A 19,068-nucleotide genomic window follows, 5' to 3' on the forward strand; every position below is an offset into this window, starting at 1 on the left:
CTCCAGCATCCGGGCCGCCACCGATGTCGAACGCTGGATCAAAGACCATCGGCCCGAGGTTGGCGCTGACAGCGGGCCGGGGCGACCTCCAGGATCGCGGGGCTTCCGCCGCACCACACACTCACGTCAACGGCTAGCCAACTGGTGGCTCCCGGGTCCACTCATAGGCAAGGCGGCGAATACCGTCGGTCCTCCCAATATCCACAGGGGGAGACGTGACGACACATCAGGTGCCACCCGATCCGTACGGCAGCTCACATCCGCCTGCCCGCCAAGAGCGTTCCGGGCCGTGGCATGACTACCCGCCACCCCAGCGGCACCCGAGAGGTCACGCTCCCCATGATGAACGTGTCCTGTGGGAGGCCACCAGCCAGACGATCGCCGGCATGGCCTCCGGTGGGCGCGCCGCAGGCCGCTACCGGCTCACCAACATCCGCCTCTACGTCACCCGAGGCATTGCCACTACCACAACCGAGCAGTATGAACTCGAATGGCTGTTCGACATCGACGTCCGCCAGACCCTCATGCAACGAGCACGTGGCGTCGGTGACGTCACCGTTCACGTCCACCGCGGATGGGGTCAGGACACGGTGACTCTCGAGTCAGTGCCGGAGCCCATAAAGGTCCGAGACATGCTCAACGGTCTATCGACGCAGTCGCGACAGCATCCGCGGAACCCATAGGCCGGCAGCAAAAAGCGCCCCGCCGGTCCCCTTCCCATGAAGAGCTGGCGGGGCGTTCACACGCGAGGGCAGCCCCGGACCGGGCGCACGGTTACAGTTCCGGCTGTTCTGGTACCGGCCGGGGTGCTCCGCCGCTACCGTTGATGCGGGGAGGGATCGACTGTAGACGGAGAGCAACCCATGGCGTGGAACAAGCGAGGGTCGACCAGTGGTGGAGCCTCCACCGGCCGTGACAGCGTCAAACGCGGCGGCAAAGGCGGATCCGCCGGATCCAAGAACAACCCCGATACCGAGAAGAACTACGACAAGCGGGGCGCGAAGGCCGGGCATGCCGACCTCGAGCCGATGGAGACCGCGGACTGCCCCACCTGCAACGGCACCGGGAACGTGGTCGCCGAACGGGTCGAGACAGACGAAGATGGTGGCTATTCGGGAACGCAGGAGAAGAAGTGCCCGACGTACGGCGGGGCTAAACAAATCACCAAGAGAAAATGACCAGCGATCCGCCTGAGCCGGGGCCGGCGGACGACTGCGGCCCGACCGGGCCGGAGCCGGTCGTGCCGATGCTGTCGCTGGTGGCCTGCGACAAGTGCCGGCGTCGCCGTGGCGCCCAGTTGCATGCCACAGGCAGCGTCGAGCGGGTACCAGAGCGGGGGACGTGCCCGCATGGCAGGCCGCTGCGGAAAATCTGGGCGCCTGGGTTCGGGCCGGGCTCCGAGCCGCCGCCGCTGCCCGGCACACCAGAAGAACGGCGCCAAGGCCCGGTCTGAACGGGCCCGGAAGTCGCGCGAGGAGGTTCAGCGACTCCCGGCGGCGATCTCGGCCCGGACCCGCGCGACGAACGCCGCCAGCACCTGTTCGCCCGCGAGCACCCCGGCCGCGGCGGTGACGGTGACATTCGGGCCCGACCAGCCCAGCTCGTGCAGCTCACCGTGGGCCGGACGGACGGCGTGGTCGGCCGCCGCGAGCATCGGGACGTCAAGCACGGAGTCCCCCGCGGCCAGCAGCCGGGCGGTACCGGCACAGCGGGCGACCTCGGCCACCGCGCGCTGCTTGGTCAGGACCGACGGGACGAAGTACACCTTCCGCCCCTGCAGCGACATCGCCCAGCCCGCAGCCCGCGCCGTCTCGGCCTCCCCGGTCAGGTCGGGAATGCCAGCGCGGTCGTGGGCGACGAGGTAGACGAACAACCCGTCGGCGACCCGCACGAGCCGGGCCCAGCCGCCGGCGGCGGACCGCTCGGCGAGCGCCACCATCTCCGCCAGGGGGGCGCAGGCGGCGGCGACCTCGGCCGCCACGCCCGCCGCCCAGGCCGGATCGGGGACCCCGTCGACCAGCAGGTGCCCGCCGTTGGCCGCGATCGCGTAGCGCGGCCGGACCCCGAGCTTGACCCGCGCGTACTGGGCGAGGGTGCGGGTGGTGACCGGGACGAGGACGGCGAGGTCGTGCAACTCGGCGAGCAGGGCCAGCGACCGCGCCGTCGCGAACGAGATCGGCGCGCCGTCGAGGCGTTCGACCTCGACGAGCTCCGGTGCGGGCCGGTCGTCGGCCAGCAGCAGCGAGTGCCGGGAAAAGATCAGCGTCTTGTCCAGGTCACAGGCCAGCAGATGACGCGGCCCGGACGCGGCGGACGAGTCGGCCGTCACGGGACGTCCGGACGCCAGCGCGCGTTCGGGGTGTGGAAGACCGGTGCCGCGCCGACCGGGCGGACCAGCCCCACACAGGAGAAGGGCAGGTCCGCCATCTCCTGGACCTCGACGTCGCGGTCGGCGGCCAGTGCCAGCACGTGCGCCAGCTCGTCGAACCGGTCGGGGGCGATGAGGATGCGCCAGGGCACCCGGCGCAGCAGGACCCGAGTCGTCTCCCCCACCCCCGGCTTCACCATGACCACGTCGGGGATGTCGAACGCGGCTGCGATGCGCTCCACCGCCGCCCAGCCCGCCCAGGTCGGACTGCGGTCGGCGGCCCACAGCCGCGGCCAGGTCTCGGCGACCTCGTCGGCCACCTCGGGGAAGTGGGCCGCCACCGTCTCGACGAAGTGCCGGGACAGATCGTGCGCCGCGAGTTCGGCGTAGTACTTCGCACCGTGGAAGTCATCCGGACCGATGTGCTCGGCGTTGAGGACGGTCCGGCTGACCAGCCCGCTCACCGTCGAGTTCAGGCAGGCGCTCGGGATGAGGAAGTCGTCGCGGGTCCCGTAGAGCGGCACGCACCGAGCCGGGTCAGCCAGTACGGCGAGGGTGTCGTCCAGCCCGAGCCGCGCCACCGCGTCGGTCAGCACCCGGGTCATCACCCCCTTGCCGGTCCAGCCGTCGACGAACTGGATCACCTCCCGGTTGTGCCGGGAGGTGAGGTAGCGGATCGCGTTCAGGTCCACGCCGCGATCCTTGATCACCGAGATCGCGTAGTGCGGGGTATCGAACCCGTGGCGCCAGCTATACCAGCGCCGCATCAGGATCCCCACCGGGGTACCGGCCCGGGCGATCGAGGCCAGGACCGGCTCGGGCTTGGTGACCCGTACAAGCTCCGCCACGAGGCCGGTGGCGAGCGCGACCCGGCGGACCGACCGGTCCAGCGCCCGGTGGTAGAGCTCCAGGTAACCGGCGTCAGGCTGGTACTCGACCGGCAGGTCCTCGGAGTAGTGCCGGCCGGCCTGCATGGCCTCCTCACGGTCCTCGGTGGGCCGCTCCAAGGCGACCGCGCTGAGGTCGGTCAGCAGGAAGGTCACGTCCGCCGGATCGTATGAACCCGAGCCGACGGTGCCGGTGAGCGCGGGATCCACCGCGCCGATCCCGCTCACCGGGCGTCCCCGGGCGCACCGGTGAGCGGTCCGGCGGCGGGCGGCGCACCGGTCGGTCGAGGGGACGGCTGGTAGGAGGGCCGGTAGGAGGGCAGCGTCAGCACCGTGACCGGAGCGCATCGGCGTAGCTGAGTAAGCATGCCGTGGAGGCCGGTATCCGCACGGGGAGAGCTCCGGTCCGCCCCCGGGGCGACGTCCGTCTCAAAATCGACGTCCGGGACGGAGTCGACGACCACCACGATGTCGTCGTACATCCCGGGCCGGACGTTGTAGACGTGGCTGGCCCGGCCCGGGTCGTCCGGCGCGGGGAAGGTGAGGGCGGCGCGGATGGCGTAGCCGTCGACGTCGACGGGGCGGACCGGCGAACGCGTCGTGGACTGGTAGCGGATCTCACCCGGACTCGTCCGGGCCAGCGCGTCCGCTATCCGCATCGGCGTGTACATCAGTTCCTCCGTCCCGAGCACGAGCGTGCGACCCGCGGGCCGGGTCAGCGCGGCCAGTACCGTCGCGGCGACCGGCGGCACGACCTCGTCGAGGCGGTGGCGGTCGGTCTGCGACCAGCGATGACGGCCACCGTCAGGCAGGTCGGACGGCCAGTCGGCCACCAACCGGCGAACCGGGTGGGCCACCAGCGCCCCCGTCGCCCGCGCCTCGTCCCGACCGTCCGCGCCCCCGGCGAACCGGGCGCGGACCCGCGCGGCTCGGGCCGCGATCTCGGCCGGCACGGTGACGGTGGCCGTAAGCGGGGCGACGACATCCAGCCGGACCCCGAGCTCGTCGGCGAGATCGGCGAACGCGGCCCGGGCCGCGGGCGGACGGGCGTCGAGCAGCGTGGCAACCACGTAGTGCTCGCGTGGGGCGTGGGCATGCAGGATCCGGATCGTGCCGAGGGCGGTGCGCCCGGTCGACAGCTCGTCGTCGACGAGCACGATCGGCGCGCCGCACCGCAGGATCTCGCGGTCCTCGGGCATCAGCCAGTGGTGGGTCGCGTGAGAATGGGACTCCACGAACTCGAGGATCGGCGTGACACCGGGCAGCGGCCGCCGGGTGGTGTGCAGGTAGTGGCTCGTCGGGAGACCGTCGGCGACCGCGTGCCCCAACGCCGTCGCGGTCTCGCAGTAACCGATCACGATCGGGCCGGTCCGCGGGCCCCCGGGCTGCTCGACCGGCGAACCCGGCACCAGCGAACCCGCAACCGGCGGGTCCGCGACCCGCTTTCCGGCCTCCTCGAAGCCGGGCAGTGCCCGGACCAGCGCGGCGACCCCGGCCCCGGCCGCGAGCGCCTCGGCCGGGGCCACCGGCAGATGCTTGCCGAGCACCCGGCTGACCAACAGGTGCGCCCGGCGTGGGTTGCGGCGCAGGGCGAGTCCCACCAGGGCGTGCAGCCCCTGGCCCGCCACGTCCGCGGTGACCTGGACATCGAGGCCCAGCGCGGTCCACAGCCACATCCCTGCGGGGGCGGCCGCTGGGATGTGGGCGGGCACGGGCGCGGCCGGGTGAGGGATGGGCGCGCCGGTGGGGGCGTCCGTCCCCGCCGTCGCCGTCATCGGGCATTCCGCTGGCCGAGACGACCGTGCGTCGCCGCCAGCACCTCGACGAAGGTGTCACCCTCGCGCAGGACACCGAACGCGCGCGCCCGGCGGATCACCGCCTCGGCCCAGGCCCGGTGCGGACGCAACTCGTTCATCTTGTTCGCGTAGCTGCTCGGCCGTACCCCGCCGGCATCCCCGTCGAGGACAGTCTCGGCATCGGTGTACTCCTCCTGGGGGACGACGTACAGCGCGTGCACGGCGGGCACGTGGCTGGGATGGATCACCGTCTTGCCGATCAGGCCGTTGGCCTTGTCCAGAACGACCTCCCGGATCAGCCGGTCAAGGTCGGCAGAGACCAGTTCGCTGCGCATCCGGATCGCATCCTCCCCGCCGTCGACGCGGTCCGCCTGCGCGAACGGGGTCACCCGCAGCGAGCTGACAAAGAGGCGTTCCGGCTGGGCGAAGTACTCCCAGACCGGTCCGGTCACGACGTGGTCACCGCCCCGCGCACAGATATTCACGATATCGGCGATGCAGTCCCGGACGACAGCGATGTCGTAGATCGTCAGGTCGCGGTCACGGCGCAGCCCGAACAGCCCACACAGGTCCGTCGCACCGAGCCGGATCGCCAGCACCTGGTCGGCGTGCTTGTCGACCAGCCGCCGGACCGCCGACAACGCCTCCACCCGGGTCTCCCGGTTGATGACCTGCGGGCTCTCCAGCACCGGCATGGCCCACAGCGGGCGACCGACCGTCTCGGAGGCCCGCAGCACCGCCTCCATCGCCGCCTCGCCACCCTCCTCGGCGAACTTGGGCAGCACGAACCCGGCGAGACACCCGACTCCGGCCGGCCCGAGCCGGTCGACAAGATGCGGGATCTGCCCGACCGCGCGGACCCGGACGAACAGCAGTGGTATCGCGCCCGCGGCCCAGGGGGGCTCCGCCGCGAGCGCGCGCAACGCGGCGACGACGTTGGCCTCGGCGGCGGCCACCTCGGTGTCAGCGATGGAGTCCTCCAGGCAGAGAACCATCGAGGTCACCCCCGCCGCGGTCTGTCTGTGCACGTCCGACGCCAACCGGGGGCGCGTCCCCGGGGCGTAGAGGGTCGCGCCGAGCGCGGTGGCCAGCAGACGACGATCATCATTCACGGCGATGTCCTCCGGCGGCCGGAGGAACAGTGCGTCAACCGTCTCGGGGCCCAGAAAGGCGAAGTGGCGCAAGCAGCGTTCTCCTCGTCAAAGGCAGGGGCGTCGTTCGACGAGCATCCCGAAACGGTACGCGCCGACCGGAGCCGGCAAGATCGTGAAACGTCGCCTCTCGGTGACGGTACCTGGCGAATGGCCTCCGACGACAGACGGCGGGAACTGACAGCCAGCCGACACACGGCGGCCATCTCGGCGCCATCTACGGGGCGCCGACCTGCGGCGCAGCGTCCGCGAGCGGCCAGCCACCAGTCGGCAGCGGGCGGCCGAGGCGCCGCCCGCCCCCACGAACTCGACTAACTGGCGCCGAATCCGAAGAGCTTCTTGTACATGGCGGACGCCTTCGGGTTCTGACCGCCGTTCGTGATGGTCGAGCAGACGTTTCCGGGAGTGGGGTCGCTGAAGTAGGCCTCGTAGGCCATCACGTCGCTGGCCGCCTTGAAGGTGTCGAACATCTTCTGGATGTAGAAGGGATTGTCGCCACCGCCGTCACCGCTGCAGGAGGCCACCCCCCATTCCCCGACGCCGACCTTCTTCCCGTGCTCCCGGGCGAACCTGATCACGTAGCACAGGCCGTTGACGTCCTCGCACTGCTTGTTCCACGTCGCCTCGTCCTTCGACGGGGGGAAGTGATCGTAGGGGTCGATGCCGACATAGTCCACGTACTCGTCGCCGGGGTAGGCGCCCCAGGGGCTGTTGCCTCTGGGCACTGGGGAGGCGTGCGCGTTGAAAGTCCAGTCGATCTTGACTTCGGGGTCGGTGGACCGGATAGCGGTCGCGATCTTCCGGAAACACTCCCGGAACGCCGTCGGGTCGGCGTCCGTGTGCCAGTACATGAATGTTCCGTTAAACTCCCAGCCGATCCGGATGATGGAGTCCGCCCGGCCGTGCGCCACGAGGAAACTGCCGAGCTTCTTCCATTCGGAGTCGTACTCGCCTCGGGCGCAGGCGGCGTTGTTGCCCTGGCCCTTGGGGAATGTCGGCTGGCTGATCAGCAGCTTGCCCTGGAAACCCTTGAAGAGATCCACCGGCCAGGACGGCTCCACCAGCCCGCCCCAACCCTGGTTGCGGCTCGTGTAGACGTGGACAATGTCGTTCGGCCGGCCGCGCCAGTCACCGAACTCGACGAGCTGCGCGAGCTGATGCGACTGGAACCCCGACAGCCACGGCAGGCCCGACCTCGTCCCACCGGCGCCGGTGCCCGTCGATCCCGTACCGGGGGACGGCGACGCGGACGCCGAACCGGCGGCGGACGTGGCGGACGGGGACGGCGCGGGCGAGACGGCCGGGCTCGGCGAGGTGCCCGCGGACGCGCCCTGCTGCCTGGGAGACGGCGACGTCGAGGGCGCCGTCTTCACCACCGGTTCGTCGGGAAGAGTCGGGGCGGCCTGGAACGCCCGGGCGGCCGCCTCCGGTCCGGTCACATCAAGGGCGTCGGTCGCCGTGGCCGTGCCCTGGGTGGCCTTGACGTTGACGGTTCCCGCGAAGTCCGCCGGCACCCGGAAGCCGAGGATGAAACGGCCGTCGGCGTCCGCCCGGGTGAGCGCGCTGCCGCCCAGCTTGGCCGTCTCCGCCACGACGGTGACATCATCACCCGCGGTAAAACTGCGGCCACCGACGAACACGATGTCCTGGTCGAAGAGGACGAGGGTGATCCGGCTGCGCGCCTGCGGGCTCAGCGTGGTGAGCGGAACGCCCTGCGTGCGGCCACTGCCCGCGTCGCCCCCCGCCCGGCTGGATCCGCTCGTCGCGGATGGCGACACGGCCGGAGTCGGCGACGGTGAGTTTCCCGCGGCGCGGGCCAGCGGGGTGACCGCCTGGAGGAGACCCACCACGAACACGGCTATCAGGCCGATCCGGGCTCCGGTCCGGACCCGACGCTGGGTGTGGATCCGGCCGCTGCGGGGTCGTCGATGGGCTGAGGGAATCGGCCGGCCGACCGGAGGGGCGGGTCGGCCGCGGATGATCGAGGCCATGCTCGCGCGCTGCCTTTCGGTGTTGGCGTGACATACTCCCGTCGGATCACCCGGCACGCGACGGCGGAGCATGGCCGGACCACGACCGACGATGGGCGTCCCCTCCGAGCGGACCGCTCGCACGGCAACCGCTCAGCGCTCCACCGGACTCGACCCATGCCTCACCAGGCGAGTCGACCGGGCACCGTCAGGTGCCCGTCCGTGAACCCGACCGTCCCCGACCTCGCAGCCGGAACGATTCGACAGGTGCTCCACCCAGGTAACCGATACACACCTGGACGGTACTGGGACTAGGAGTGATGAGACCAATCGTAAACGGCGCACCCCAGCCAAGGAACAGCACCCTCATGAATATTTTTCGTAGTAGCGCATATGTTGTAGATCTGGTGCTACAAATCCCGAGGTAACCGCCATAAATCAACGGAAAGACAAGAAGAAATGAGCCGGAGCGGACCACAGAGAGCACACTCACCCGGGATCGCTCCGGATCATCGAATGACCAATGCGTCGTCCGGTGGTTGGGTGATGGTCCATCCAGTCGGGTGCACCAGCGCCGGCAACAGCCGGACTCCCCAGGGCAGCTGGGCGCCGTCCAGAGTGACGTCGATGGTCCGGGTGCCGGCCTGGTCCACAGCGGCGAGCCGAGACAGCTCGTGGGCCTCCGCGGCCACCCGCGGCGGTACGGTTCCCGGCCGCGCGAACAGGATCAGATCTCCGGCCGGACCGGTGGTGTGCACCTGTACCCGTAGGGTGCGCCGCCGCCAGCCGGACCTGCTCACGGTGTAGGTGACGGTCGGCTGGGCGACCGGAGCCGGCGGCGGTGACGCGGGGCCGGTGGGCGGGCCCGCCGGCGGGTTCGTCTGCGCCTCCGGCGCGTGCTCCGGCACCGGACGGACCGGCACCGGATGGAGGGGGCCGGTGGTCATGGGCTGCGGGTAGGTGCCCGTGGCCGTAGGCAACGGCACAGCACCCGTCGCCGTAGGCAACGGATAGCCCCCGGTGCGGGGCTGGGTCGGCCCACCCAGCGACTGCATCGTGATCGGGTCGGCGACGGCACCGACCACCGACCGGCCCGAAACCACGCCGGCCGAGACCACGCCGGCCGAGCCTCCCGGGCTGCTCCCGGACGCCGCCGGCATCGGGGGTGGATCAGGACGCGTCGCGGGGCGCGCCAGCACTGAGACGCCGGCCGCGACCACCCGGGCCACGCCCCCCGACCGGTACACCGGGTAGCAGGCCACGTGGTAGGCCCACCCGTCCCGCGGCGCGGCGAGATGCCAGCCGCCCTTGATCTCCAGGCTGGTGTTGGTGACCTTGGCGCCCGCGGCGTAGGGATCATCCGGTCCGGTCGGCGGTTGGTCGCGGCGCCAGAGCACCCGCGCCTCGGTGACCCCCGGCGGCAGCTGGAAGGACAGCACGATCGAGTCGCCTCGATCGTCGGCGCGCAGGTCCCGCACGGGTTCGATGGCGAGGTGACGCACGGCCCGGCCGACGACGGCCGTCCCGCCATGGACCGTCAGCGGCGTGTAGATGACCTCGCCGACCTGTGCCGCCTCGCTGACCTGCCCGGAACGGCTCAGTCCCACAAGACGTGACGAATCGGTGATGGCAGCGAGCGACACGTCGCTGCCTTCTGGCCCGATGCCGATCATCGGCAGGGGCCCCGACCCCGGGTAGGGCCACGGGCCGGTACTGGTCGCGTGGGCGGTGGCGACGGGGACGGCCGGCGGCTCCGGCACCGGGGTCGCGTAGATCCGCACCTCCCAGCCGGGCGGCGGCGTCCAGCGCAATGTGGTCCGCCCGGCGGCGGTGACCACCGTGAGGTCATGGACGGGCCGCGGGCGGGCGGCCACCTCCAGCGTCACCTCGGCCCCGGGGGTCCGGGCCGGGCGTCCCTGCGCGTCCTGGTATTCGACGAAGACGCGGTAGCGATAGGTCACGCCGACGACGACATCGGTGTCGTGGAAGAGGCCGCCGGTGCCCCGCGCCCGCCGGGGCGGCTGGCTGACCGCGGCGGGCGGTGCCACCGTCCGCTCCACTGTCACGGCGGCCAGCGCCCCGCCGAGGCTCCAGTCCAGGCGGACCCCGGCGGCGGTGCGCTCGGCCCGCAGGTCGGTGATGTCCCGGGTGAAGACGAGCGGGGCGGCCTCCACCGGCACGGAACGGCGCTCACCGCAGAGGGCGGTCACCTCGTATCGCACCGGCGTCCAGGCGGGGGCGCCGGCATCGCACAGCTCCGTCGAGCGGGTGGTACCGAGGCTGCTCCGCCCCGGGGCCACCCCCTGGCCGTCGCTAACTTCCACGGGCACGATGCGTTCCACCCGGTAGGAGACCGCTCCCCCGACCGAGGGCGAAGCACGCCACCACAGCTGCACCGAACCGTCGGGGCCCGGCACCGCGGTCAGGTCGGACGGCGGGGAGAGCGGCAGGGCCGCCATCGCCGCGAGCGCCTCCCGGTTGTCCGCCGCCGTCGCGAGGACCGCGGCGAGGGCGGCCTCCTGGTCCTCGGGTGGTAGCGCGCGCGCCGCCTCGACCCGCCGGCGGATCACCGCCTGGGCGGCAATGAGCTCGGCCAGTACCTCGGCCGGTTTCCGGCCGTCGGGGCCGGAGACGTCGGCGGCCTGTGCCGCGAGCCAGCGGGCGTCGGCGAGCGCCGCATCCGCCCGGCACGCCGCGCGGGCCTCGGCGAGGGCTCGCCAACCGGCGTCCGCGGCGCCCAGCGCGGCGGAGACCCGGGCTCCCAGTTCCTCCGCCGTCCCGGCGACCGGCCCACCGACGGCGGCCAGCACCGGATGGGCGATCGTGAGGATCTCGCCAGCCTGGCGGGGATGACCGCCCTCCAGGGCGCGGCGCACCGCGACGAGCGCCTCGGCCGCCTCCCTGGCCTGGCGCAGGCTGTGCCCGCAGTGCCGGTAGACGACCGCCGCCGCCTCGGTTATCGATCCGCAGGACGGGCAGGTGGTGTAGAGGTCGGTGTCGCAGTGCCGGCAGTGCCGCACGGACCCGGCCGCCTCCGGCCGGCCGCATCCCGAGCATACCACGTAGTCGACGACCCCGCCGACGTTCACCGCGGCGCCGAGCTCCCGGGCCGCCTCCAGGGCGACGGACTTCGCCTGAGCCGCGGTCAGTCCGCGCCCGGTCGCGAGCGCCGCCCGGACGAGACCCTCGAAGGCGACCGCGGTGAGCTCGCCGTCGAGCACGACGTGTTCCTCGACCGCGGGCCGCAGCTCGTCCACGGCGTCCGCCATCAGCCCAACGGTGTACGCGGCGGGGTCACCCTCGATCAACCGGGCGGAGACGAGGGCGAGCAGGTCCGCGGTGACCGTCTTCTCCCGGTCATGGGGACGGTGGTGGTTGCCCGCCACCATCACGGCGTACGCGGCCCGCAGCCGCTCCGGTGAGGCGTCCGGGGCCAGCCCCAGGAAGGCCCACAGCGACGCCGTCGAGACCCGGTCCCCGCCGCGCAGGGCGCGCAGCTCGCCGAGCCGTTCAGAGATCTGCCGGCGGACCTCGGCCGGCAGCGGTTCGACGCCCCCGCCGACGGCGTCGATGATGATCTGCTCCCGGCTCAGACGAGCATCGAACTCCTCGACCGTCACCCCGGCGGCGACGGCGAGGCGGCGCAGGCCGTCCACCCGGGATGCCGGGATGCCGCCGAAGCGCTCCCGGACGGTGGCGAGATAGCCGTCGACCTTGGCGAGACGCTCGGCGTCACCGCTACGCCGGGCCACCAGCACCCGGGCGCGGACCCGTTCCCGGGAGTCCGCGTCCCGCAGCGGCTCCTCCCATTCCGCCCGCCGACGGACAAGCTCGGCGGCAAGGGTCGCGTACTTCGCCGAGTTGCGTTCCCGCTGCAGGAAGGCGAGCACCCGCACCAGGTGCGCCCCGACGTCGGAGTCGGTGTACGCCATCGTCGGATCGAGACCCGCGAGGAGGAACGGGTCGGTGGTGTCCAGGGAGGCACAGGCCCGCAGCGGCGCCAGCACCCGCTGGCGATAGCCGCTGCCGTCGAACGCCGCGCTCACCGATCCACCTTCGTCCCACGTGCCCACCGCGCCCGCCATGCCCGCCGGGAATCGGCCGGCGGCCCGTCGTCAGGCGCCGATCGTGAAGCGGCCGTCGACCACTCCACACCTGAGAGTACGAAGCCGCGCCTCGGCGCGGGCCGCGGACGCCAGGTTGGCACCGCCCGCACGCACTGCGCGCACCCACGTCCCCGCGAGGCCTGGAAGGCGCTCCACCGGACGCGGTGCCTGGTCAGGCTGAACCCTATCCACTCCGGCGTCGGCCGCCGCGGGCCGGAACACTCGTGCGGGAACACTCGTCGGGGAGGCCGAACGGCCCCCTCGGGCACCGGCGCCGATCCGCCGGGGCCCGATCCGCCGCGGGGTCTCAGTCCCGCTGCTTGAGCAGGCTGACCTTCGCCGACTCGACGGCCCGCATCCCCTCCGAGCCGACCCCGGCGCGCACCTCGAGCACCAGGGGGGTGGCCGCGCCCTCGTGCGAGGCGGTGACCTGGATCGTCTGGTCCCCGCCCATCGTGAAGGTCACCTCAACGGGGGTGCCCAACGGGTGGCCAGGCGGAATCCCGCTGATGGAGCCGGCGACGATCACCTTGTTGTCGTCGATCGCCGTGAACTCGGCGGTGGTGCCCTGCTCGAAGACCCGGATGTCCACCTCGGCCTGATCGTCGACGACGGTGTAGAAGGTCCGGGTGACGGCGATAGGCAGCGGGTCGTTCTGGTGGGCGAGGAAGGCCGCGACCGGTGTGCCCCGATCCTCGGCGAAGATCCCGAAGCCACGCGACGTGACATTCGTCACCTTCGTGCGGACGAGATCAACCACGGAGGCGGTCGCGAGTCCCGCCTCCTCGGCGCTGGCGGCGGCCGCCTTCTCCACGTCCACGGCGTCAGCTGCGGCGAGTTCCTGGTCGGGACGTAGATGCCCGCTGGCGACCAGGTCCGCGTGGACCTCCCGCTCCAGCGCCTTCTTCTGCCCGTACACCGCGGCGCCCTTGGCGACGGCAAGATCGGGATCGGCAAGCCGGGAGGTGAGCCCGAAGGACTCCTGCAGCCGGCGGGCCACCGCCGGTGTCTTGCTCATGCCCCCCACCAGCAGGCACAAATCGATCTTCTCGACGCCTTTCTCTCGGGCCCGCGCTAGCACCGAGCCGGTCAGGTCGAAAGTGCGCCGCAGCAGCGGGCCGGTGATCTCCTCGAAGACGGTCCGGATCACCGGCACGCTTGTGCGTCTGCCGTTGTGCACGACCAGCACGTCGACGCTGTCCCGGCCGGACAACGCCAGCTTCGCGTCCTCGGCCGCGGCCAGCAGCTCCTGCTCGTCATAGACGTCGTCGAGCGGGTCGCCCGCGTCGGGCTGCGCCTCGGTGAACTTCTGCGCCAGGTAGCGGACGAGTTCATTGTCCCAGTCCGCACCGCCCAGCTCGTGGTCGCCATCCGTGGCGACCACGGTGATCGCGCCCTCGCTCAGCCTGATAACCGTGGTGTCGAACGTGCCACCGCCGAGGTCGTAGACCAGCACGGTCGACTCCTCGGCCCCGTCCTGGCCGAATCCGTAAGCGAAGGCGGCGGCGGTCGGCTCGTTGATGATGTCGACCACGTTGAGGTCGGCGAGCTCGCCGGCCAGCTTCGTCGCCTTGCGCTCCTCGTCACCGAAGTACGCGGGCACGGTGATCACTACATCGGTGACCGGGACACTGGTCGCGCGTTCGGCGTCCGCGGCGAGCGCCTTGAGCACCAGGCTCGACACCGCGGAGGCGCTGTACTCCGCGTCATGCGCCACGAACCGCCAGTCCGACGCGCCCATGTGCCGCTTGACCAGCCGGGCGACGTCGTCGGGACGGATGCGAGTCTGGCGTTTGGCCTGGGTTCCCACCACGAAAGAGGTTGGGCCCTCCGCCCCAGTGTCGAACAGGACGACCGAAGGCGTCGTCGGCTGGGACTCGATGTTGCGGATCACTTCCGGTCGGCCGTACTCGTCGACCTGGGCGATGCAGGAGTAGGTCGTGCCCAGGTCGATCCCGAACACCTTGGTGCCTGCCACCGTCTAATTCTTCCCTTCACAAGCCTCGTAGCGTTCGCCGCGGTGCCCGCCCTCCGCGGCTCAGCGCGATCGGTAGACCTCGGTCTCCGCCGGTCGGACGACCGTGGTCTCGCCGCGGACGAAGCCCGGACGAACAGTACGAGCGATCGTCCCGTCCCGTCCCGGGTCGTCCGTCAGCACCCAACGCACCCCCAGGTGCCGCGCCGGGTCGAAGGTCCCGCCCGGCACCGCTGTATACGGGCGGACGTCCACAGCGACATCGAGCACCTGGAGCAGCTGCTTACGCAGGATGCCGGCGACACTCTGCGGATCGTCGGCCCCCAGGGTATCCATTTGATCATGAAGTCGAATCAACCCCCGCAGAAGGGGGGCCATGGCTTCGGTAAGTTCACCACTACGTAGCCGGGCATTCTCAGTGTGCAATCGGTCCACGGGTTGGGTATCATGCCGCCGTAGCCGGGCCAATTCGTCGACGCGGCTCGCGAGGCGTTCCAGCGCCACCGCCTGGACAGCACCGATCGAACCCACCAGATCCGTCCCGCCGCCGTCAGGGCCCGGGCTGCCCGCGGGGCAGGCCTGATCCGCCGGGCCGCCCTGAGAAACTTGATCATCCTGAGCCGCGGTGCCGCCGTGGCCGGCCGGGCCACGCTCCCCATCCCGTTGATCCGGGCCTGTCGGGGACCGTGTCGGCGTCGCCGGTCCGGCGTGCTCGGATGCCACGGCCGGCTCCGGCCCGCCGGGCCAGACCTCCTCAGGCCCGGCCTCCTCGGGGCCAGCCGCCCCGAGGTCCCCGCCCTCGGAACCGCCGTCCCGGAGATCACCGTTCTCGAGGTACTCCTGCCGGGAACCGTCGGGGGCGTAGGAACCGTCGCCAGGGTAGTCGCTGCCGTCCGCGCAAGGTCCGGCGCCGGGAAACGGGTCGGTTGCGCCGGGAAACTCATCCCGCGCCCCATACCCCGATCCGGCATGGTCCCCGTAGCCACTCGACCCGCCGTGGCTCGGCGGCGAGGGGGACCATGCCGAGGCGTTCCGTGCCGGGAACCGGTCCTCCCCCGGCGGATAGGCGTCCACCGGAACCTGCCGTCTCCGGCCCTGCTCCCAGCCGGCCGCTCGCGAAGGATCGGCGTATGCCGGGTCGGCCTGGCCCGGCTCGGCGCCAGGCACCGGCCCGCCGCGATCATCGGCGGAGTATCGCCCGGGCCGCTCCCGGCCTTGCCCGGAAGCCGGGTCACGATCAGGATGAGATCGGTGCCCGGGGTGGGCCCGTTGGTCGGAGCTCGCGCGGTCGGCGCGCGTCCGCTCGGGTGAGGGCTCGCGACGTGGCTGGAACATCGAGTATCGATCCTCCTCGCCGACGGGCGGCGGGACCGGATGGCTCATCGCCGGCTACCGGCGTCATTTGCGGCCAGCGGTCCAGTTCAGGCCCCAGCCGTAGGCCTCGTCAAGCTCGCGGTGACCGCTGACGTAGCGGACCTCCCGGCTGACCTTGAAGTCGTTGCCGGTATTGGTCAGCAGGGCAACGGCGCACATCCGGACGCCGCCGGCCCGCTCGTCCAGCCGGACCTCGATCGGGGCACCCTGCGCCGGAGTCAGGGTGACCACCGCGTCGGCCTGGTCGAACGAGGCCACCCCCTCGTAGATGAAGGCAAACACGAGGATGCGGCGGATCTGGGAGATGGCGGCGAGGTTCACGTACAGGTTCTCGCCACCGACCGCGGCGCCCGTGCGGTCGTCCGCGTCGAGGTTGATGAAGGGGGGGTCCGTGAAGGAGCCGAACGCATCGCCCAAGGCCTGGACCACACCCGCACGGCCGTCGGAGAGTTCGAACAACGCGGCGAGGTCGAGATCAATGCCGCCGCCCGCGGCGCCCAGCACCCGCTTGAGGAAGCCGCCCTTCTGCTGGCCGCCGCCCGACTGCTGGTTCCAGTTGAGGTTCACGTGCAGCCGCCCGCCACCGCCCTGCTTGCTCAGCGAGACGGTCGGCGCGGATTTCGTCAGTGTCACCTTGCTCAGTGAGACCAAGCCGGAACCGGCCGCCGGGGTGGCGGGACGTTTGCTGTAGTCGATGCCCATGGTCCGCTCCCTCGCGGTAGCTGGGTGTCATCCATGATCAGATAATCATCGCCTGGCAGGATCGGACGCCGGTACCCGACGATGTCACAGACGATGTCACATCCGCGGCGGTGCTCTCCAGACCGGCCGCCCGGGCCCGGTTGCGCCGGGCAGCTGTCACCGCCCGGCGCTACAGCGGGGCGCCGACGACCTCCCGTGGCTGCCCCGGGCCGCCCTCGCCCTCGCCCGGGACGGACCCGGCACCCGCCGAACCGCGCTCGGCGGACCGGTGGCGGATGGAGGACAGCAGCGACAGACCGATGAAAGCCACCCCGGTGATACCGGTGACGATCTCCGGAACCTCGGTCTCGATCGAGATGCCCAGGATGACGGCCAGCGCCCCGATCGCATAGTGGGCACCGTGCTCGAGGTAGATGTATTCGCCGAGGGTGCCCCGCTGGACCAGGTAGACGGTCAGGGACCGGATGTACATCGCGCCAATCCCGAGGCCGGCCGCGATGATGAAGATATTCTGGGAGATCGCGAAGGCACCGACGACCCCATCGAATGAGAACGACGCGTCGATGACCTCGAGGTAGAGGAAGAGGAACGCGGCGGCCTTGCCGGTGGCGAGCACCAACTTCGGCGGGCCGGCGGTGCCGTTCAACCGGGCCGGGGCCAAGCCGGCCGACTCGGCCGCGGAGCCGGAGTCGTCGGCATCGGCGCCCACACCGCGGGCCTCGAAGAACTCGCCGAGTCCCCGCACGCCCAGATAGGTCGCGAGCCCCGCCAGCCCGGAGAGCAGCACCTGCTGCTGGTGGCCGCCGGCGAAGGCCTGGCCGACCACCAGCAGGGCGATGAGCCCGAGCACGATCGGAACCACATCGAGCTGGCCCGCCCTGCGCAGCGGCTCCTCCAGCTTCTTGATCCACTGGATCTCCCGTTCGGGGTCGAACAAGAAGTCCAGGAACAGCATGAATAGGAAGATCCCGCCGAACGCGGCGATGGCCGGATGCGCGTCATCCAGTTTCTCCGCGTACCGGGCACTGTCGTTCAGCGCCAGGTCGAAGACCTCGACCGGACCGAGATGCGCGGTCAGCGCCACGATGGCGATCGGGAAGACCAGACGCATGCCGAACACCGCGATCAGGATGCCGAACGTCAGGAAGATCTTCTGCCAGAACTGGCTCATCCGGCCAAGGATCGTCGCGTTGATGACGGCGTTGTCGAAGGACAAACTGATCTCGAGCACCGCGAGAATCGCGACAAGCGCCGCGGCCCGGGGGCCACCGATCACCCCCGCCGCGGCCACCCCGATAACAGTGATCGCCAAGGACCATCCGAAGACCCGCAAGGCGTGCACGCCTACCAACACCCTCCCGGACCGGTCGCCAGATCCCGGCCGCGCCGCGCGGGCGGATCCGCGGTCCGTCGGATCCCGCATCGCTCAAGCATCACCGGAGACCGCATCGTCCGCGGCCTACTGGCCCGGTGCGGCGGTCGTCGGCATCGTAACTGCTCGTCTGGTGGGTGCGACCTGACAAAAATGCTACACCCGATGTGTATCGCTTTATCTGTACATGTCACCCACACACGGCCGGATCCCTAGCATCCGGTCATTACCGGACCGACCGTCCGGACCCACCGGCCCGGTCAGACCCGCCGGCAGGTCGGGCCCGGTCGCCTGACCGAGCCCGACCGCGCACCCGGGGTTCAGACGTTGACGCCGAAGTCGCGCGCGATCCCGGTCAGACCCGAGGCGTAGCCCTGTCCGACGGCTCGGAACTTCCAGTCCGCGCCGTGCCGGTAAACCTCGCCGAACACCATAGCCGTCTCGGTGGAGGCGTCCTCGGTGAGGTCGTAGCGGGCGATCTCGCTGCCGCCGGCGCCGTTGACGATCCGGATGAAGGCGTTGCGGACCTGGCCGAAGCTCTGCTGCCGCGAGTCCGCGTCATAGATCGAGACCGGGAAGACAATCTTGTCAATCTCCGATGGCAGGGTCGTGAGGTTCACCATGATGGCCTCGTCGTCGCCCTCACCCTCGCCGGTCAGGTTGTCGCCCTGGTGCTCGATCGCGCCGTCGGGACTCTTGAGGTTGTTGAAGAAGACGAAGTGCCCGTCCGACGCGACCTTGCCGTCGGCCCGGCACGCGATGGCGCTCGCGTCCAGGTCGAAGTCCGCGCCGGTTGTGCTCCGAACGTCCCAGCCGAGTCCGACCAGGATGTTGGTGAGTCCGGGCGCCTCCTTGGTCAGCGACACGTTGCCGCCCTTGCTGAGGCTGACTCCCACTGCTCTCCTCCTGCTGTGCGTTGTTCGAAAGGGCCGCTGTTCAGATGTTGCCGCTGTTCAGATGTCTCGGAGGCCGCTCAGGCGGCCCCCCGCGGAAGCCGTCGACCCGGGGCAAGGTGCGCCCCGGGTGTCCCCGGCATCCGGGCGCCGGCAGCCTACTGCGCGGCGTGAACGCCACAGTGACTCTCCGCCCGCGAAGGCCACGTGGCCGGAGTACTGTGCCCTGCGGGACGAACGAGTGGGCCGCGAGGTTCCCGCGGCCGGCGCCACACCGCCCCAGCGCCGTCCCGTTGCCGCGCCGGCTCCGCCCGGATCGTCCCGGTGCCGCTCGCCCTCCACGATCGAATCACCCCTTTACGCGCCGGTAACCGCGGCGGAACACCACACAAGCTACCCCGACCCCACCACACAACATCACCACAATGATTCCGGAATGCGCCGGGCGTCCGCCGCCGGGACCCGGTGACGCTC

General features: G+C 71.1%; 13 protein-coding genes. 2 read left to right on the top strand and 11 right to left on the bottom strand.

The features are described from left to right. The first annotated feature begins 386 nt into the window (after positions 1-386). Both AC08OT_RS04825 and AC08OT_RS04830 read left to right on the top strand, forming a co-directional pair. The gene (locus AC08OT_RS04825; RefSeq protein ID WP_476591828.1) at positions 387-683 is read left to right on the top strand and encodes a PH domain-containing protein; all 297 of its coding nucleotides are present in this window, start codon (positions 387-389) and stop codon (positions 681-683) included. Between the two features lie 180 nt (positions 684-863). After that, entirely contained in the window at positions 864-1,178 is a 315-nt protein-coding gene (locus tag AC08OT_RS04830) for a hypothetical protein (protein WP_476591816.1), read from the top strand. A gap of 302 nt (positions 1,179-1,480) precedes the next feature. Here the strand turns inward: AC08OT_RS04830 and AC08OT_RS04835 are convergent, their stop codons facing one another. The 11 genes from AC08OT_RS04835 to AC08OT_RS04885 form a co-directional block, all read right to left on the bottom strand. Then, positions 1,481-2,329 carry an HAD family hydrolase gene (locus AC08OT_RS04835; RefSeq protein WP_476602565.1) on the bottom strand — a complete coding sequence of 283 codons (849 nt, stop codon included), beginning with the start codon at positions 2,327-2,329 and terminating at the stop codon, positions 1,481-1,483. Beyond that, entirely contained in the window at positions 2,326-3,474 is a 1,149-nt protein-coding gene (locus AC08OT_RS04840) for a cysteine protease StiP family protein (protein ID WP_476591827.1), read from the bottom strand. Before AC08OT_RS04840 ends, AC08OT_RS04835 begins: the two co-directional genes overlap by 4 nt. Positions 3,475-3,479: 5 nt before the next feature. After that, the gene (locus tag AC08OT_RS04845) at positions 3,480-5,030 is read right to left on the bottom strand and encodes a phosphoribosyltransferase family protein (RefSeq protein ID WP_476602566.1); all 1,551 of its coding nucleotides are present in this window, start codon (positions 5,028-5,030) and stop codon (positions 3,480-3,482) included. Further along, the gene (locus tag AC08OT_RS04850) at positions 5,027-6,235 is read right to left on the bottom strand and encodes an HpcH/HpaI aldolase/citrate lyase family protein (protein WP_476591813.1); all 1,209 of its coding nucleotides are present in this window, start codon (positions 6,233-6,235) and stop codon (positions 5,027-5,029) included. The genes AC08OT_RS04845 and AC08OT_RS04850 overlap by 4 nt, the downstream gene beginning before the upstream one ends. Positions 6,236-6,513: 278 nt before the next feature. Continuing rightward, positions 6,514-8,193 (bottom strand): glycoside hydrolase family 26 protein, encoded by a 1,680-nt coding sequence (locus AC08OT_RS04855; protein WP_476591812.1) that lies wholly within the window; start codon positions 8,191-8,193, stop codon positions 6,514-6,516. A 488-nt stretch (positions 8,194-8,681) separates the two neighbouring features. Next, positions 8,682-12,218: a zinc ribbon domain-containing protein gene (locus AC08OT_RS04860; protein WP_476591811.1), complete on the bottom strand. Its 3,537-nt coding sequence runs from the start codon at positions 12,216-12,218 to the stop codon at positions 8,682-8,684. A gap of 367 nt (positions 12,219-12,585) precedes the next feature. Continuing rightward, entirely contained in the window at positions 12,586-14,256 is a 1,671-nt protein-coding gene (locus AC08OT_RS04865; RefSeq protein WP_476591810.1) for an Hsp70 family protein, read from the bottom strand. Between the two features lie 60 nt (positions 14,257-14,316). Then, a complete protein-coding gene (locus tag AC08OT_RS04870; RefSeq protein ID WP_476591809.1) occupies positions 14,317-14,589 on the bottom strand; it encodes a hypothetical protein in 273 nt (90 codons plus the stop codon). A 1,062-nt stretch (positions 14,590-15,651) separates the two neighbouring features. Continuing rightward, positions 15,652-16,329: a TerD family protein gene (locus AC08OT_RS04875; RefSeq protein ID WP_476591808.1), complete on the bottom strand. Its 678-nt coding sequence runs from the start codon at positions 16,327-16,329 to the stop codon at positions 15,652-15,654. Positions 16,330-16,498: 169 nt separating this feature from the next. Beyond that, entirely contained in the window at positions 16,499-17,671 is a 1,173-nt protein-coding gene (locus AC08OT_RS04880) for a DUF475 domain-containing protein (protein ID WP_476591826.1), read from the bottom strand. Positions 17,672-18,021: 350 nt separating this feature from the next. Next, on the bottom strand, positions 18,022-18,597 hold the full coding sequence (locus tag AC08OT_RS04885) for a TerD family protein (protein WP_462186837.1): 576 nt from the start codon (positions 18,595-18,597) through the stop codon (positions 18,022-18,024). Positions 18,598-19,068 lie beyond the last annotated feature (471 nt).

Source organism: Frankia sp. CgJB1 (genome assembly GCF_977947065.1).

What these genes read in the sequence shown, in the direction of transcription:
- AC08OT_RS04825 (WP_476591828.1), top strand. Translation starts at nt 387, where the DNA reads ATGGCCTCCGGTGGGCGCGCCGCAGGCCGCTACCGGCTCACCAACATC.
- AC08OT_RS04830 (WP_476591816.1), top strand. Translation starts at nt 864, where the DNA reads ATGGCGTGGAACAAGCGAGGGTCGACCAGTGGTGGAGCCTCCACCGGC.
- AC08OT_RS04855 (WP_476591812.1), bottom strand. Translation starts at nt 8,193, where the DNA reads ATGGCCTCGATCATCCGCGGCCGACCCGCCCCTCCGGTCGGCCGGCCG.
- AC08OT_RS04845 (WP_476602566.1), bottom strand. Translation starts at nt 5,030, where the DNA reads ATGACGGCGACGGCGGGGACGGACGCCCCCACCGGCGCGCCCATCCCT.
- AC08OT_RS04875 (WP_476591808.1), bottom strand. Translation starts at nt 16,329, where the DNA reads ATGGGCATCGACTACAGCAAACGTCCCGCCACCCCGGCGGCCGGTTCC.
- AC08OT_RS04870 (WP_476591809.1), bottom strand. Translation starts at nt 14,589, where the DNA reads ATGGATACCCTGGGGGCCGACGATCCGCAGAGTGTCGCCGGCATCCTG.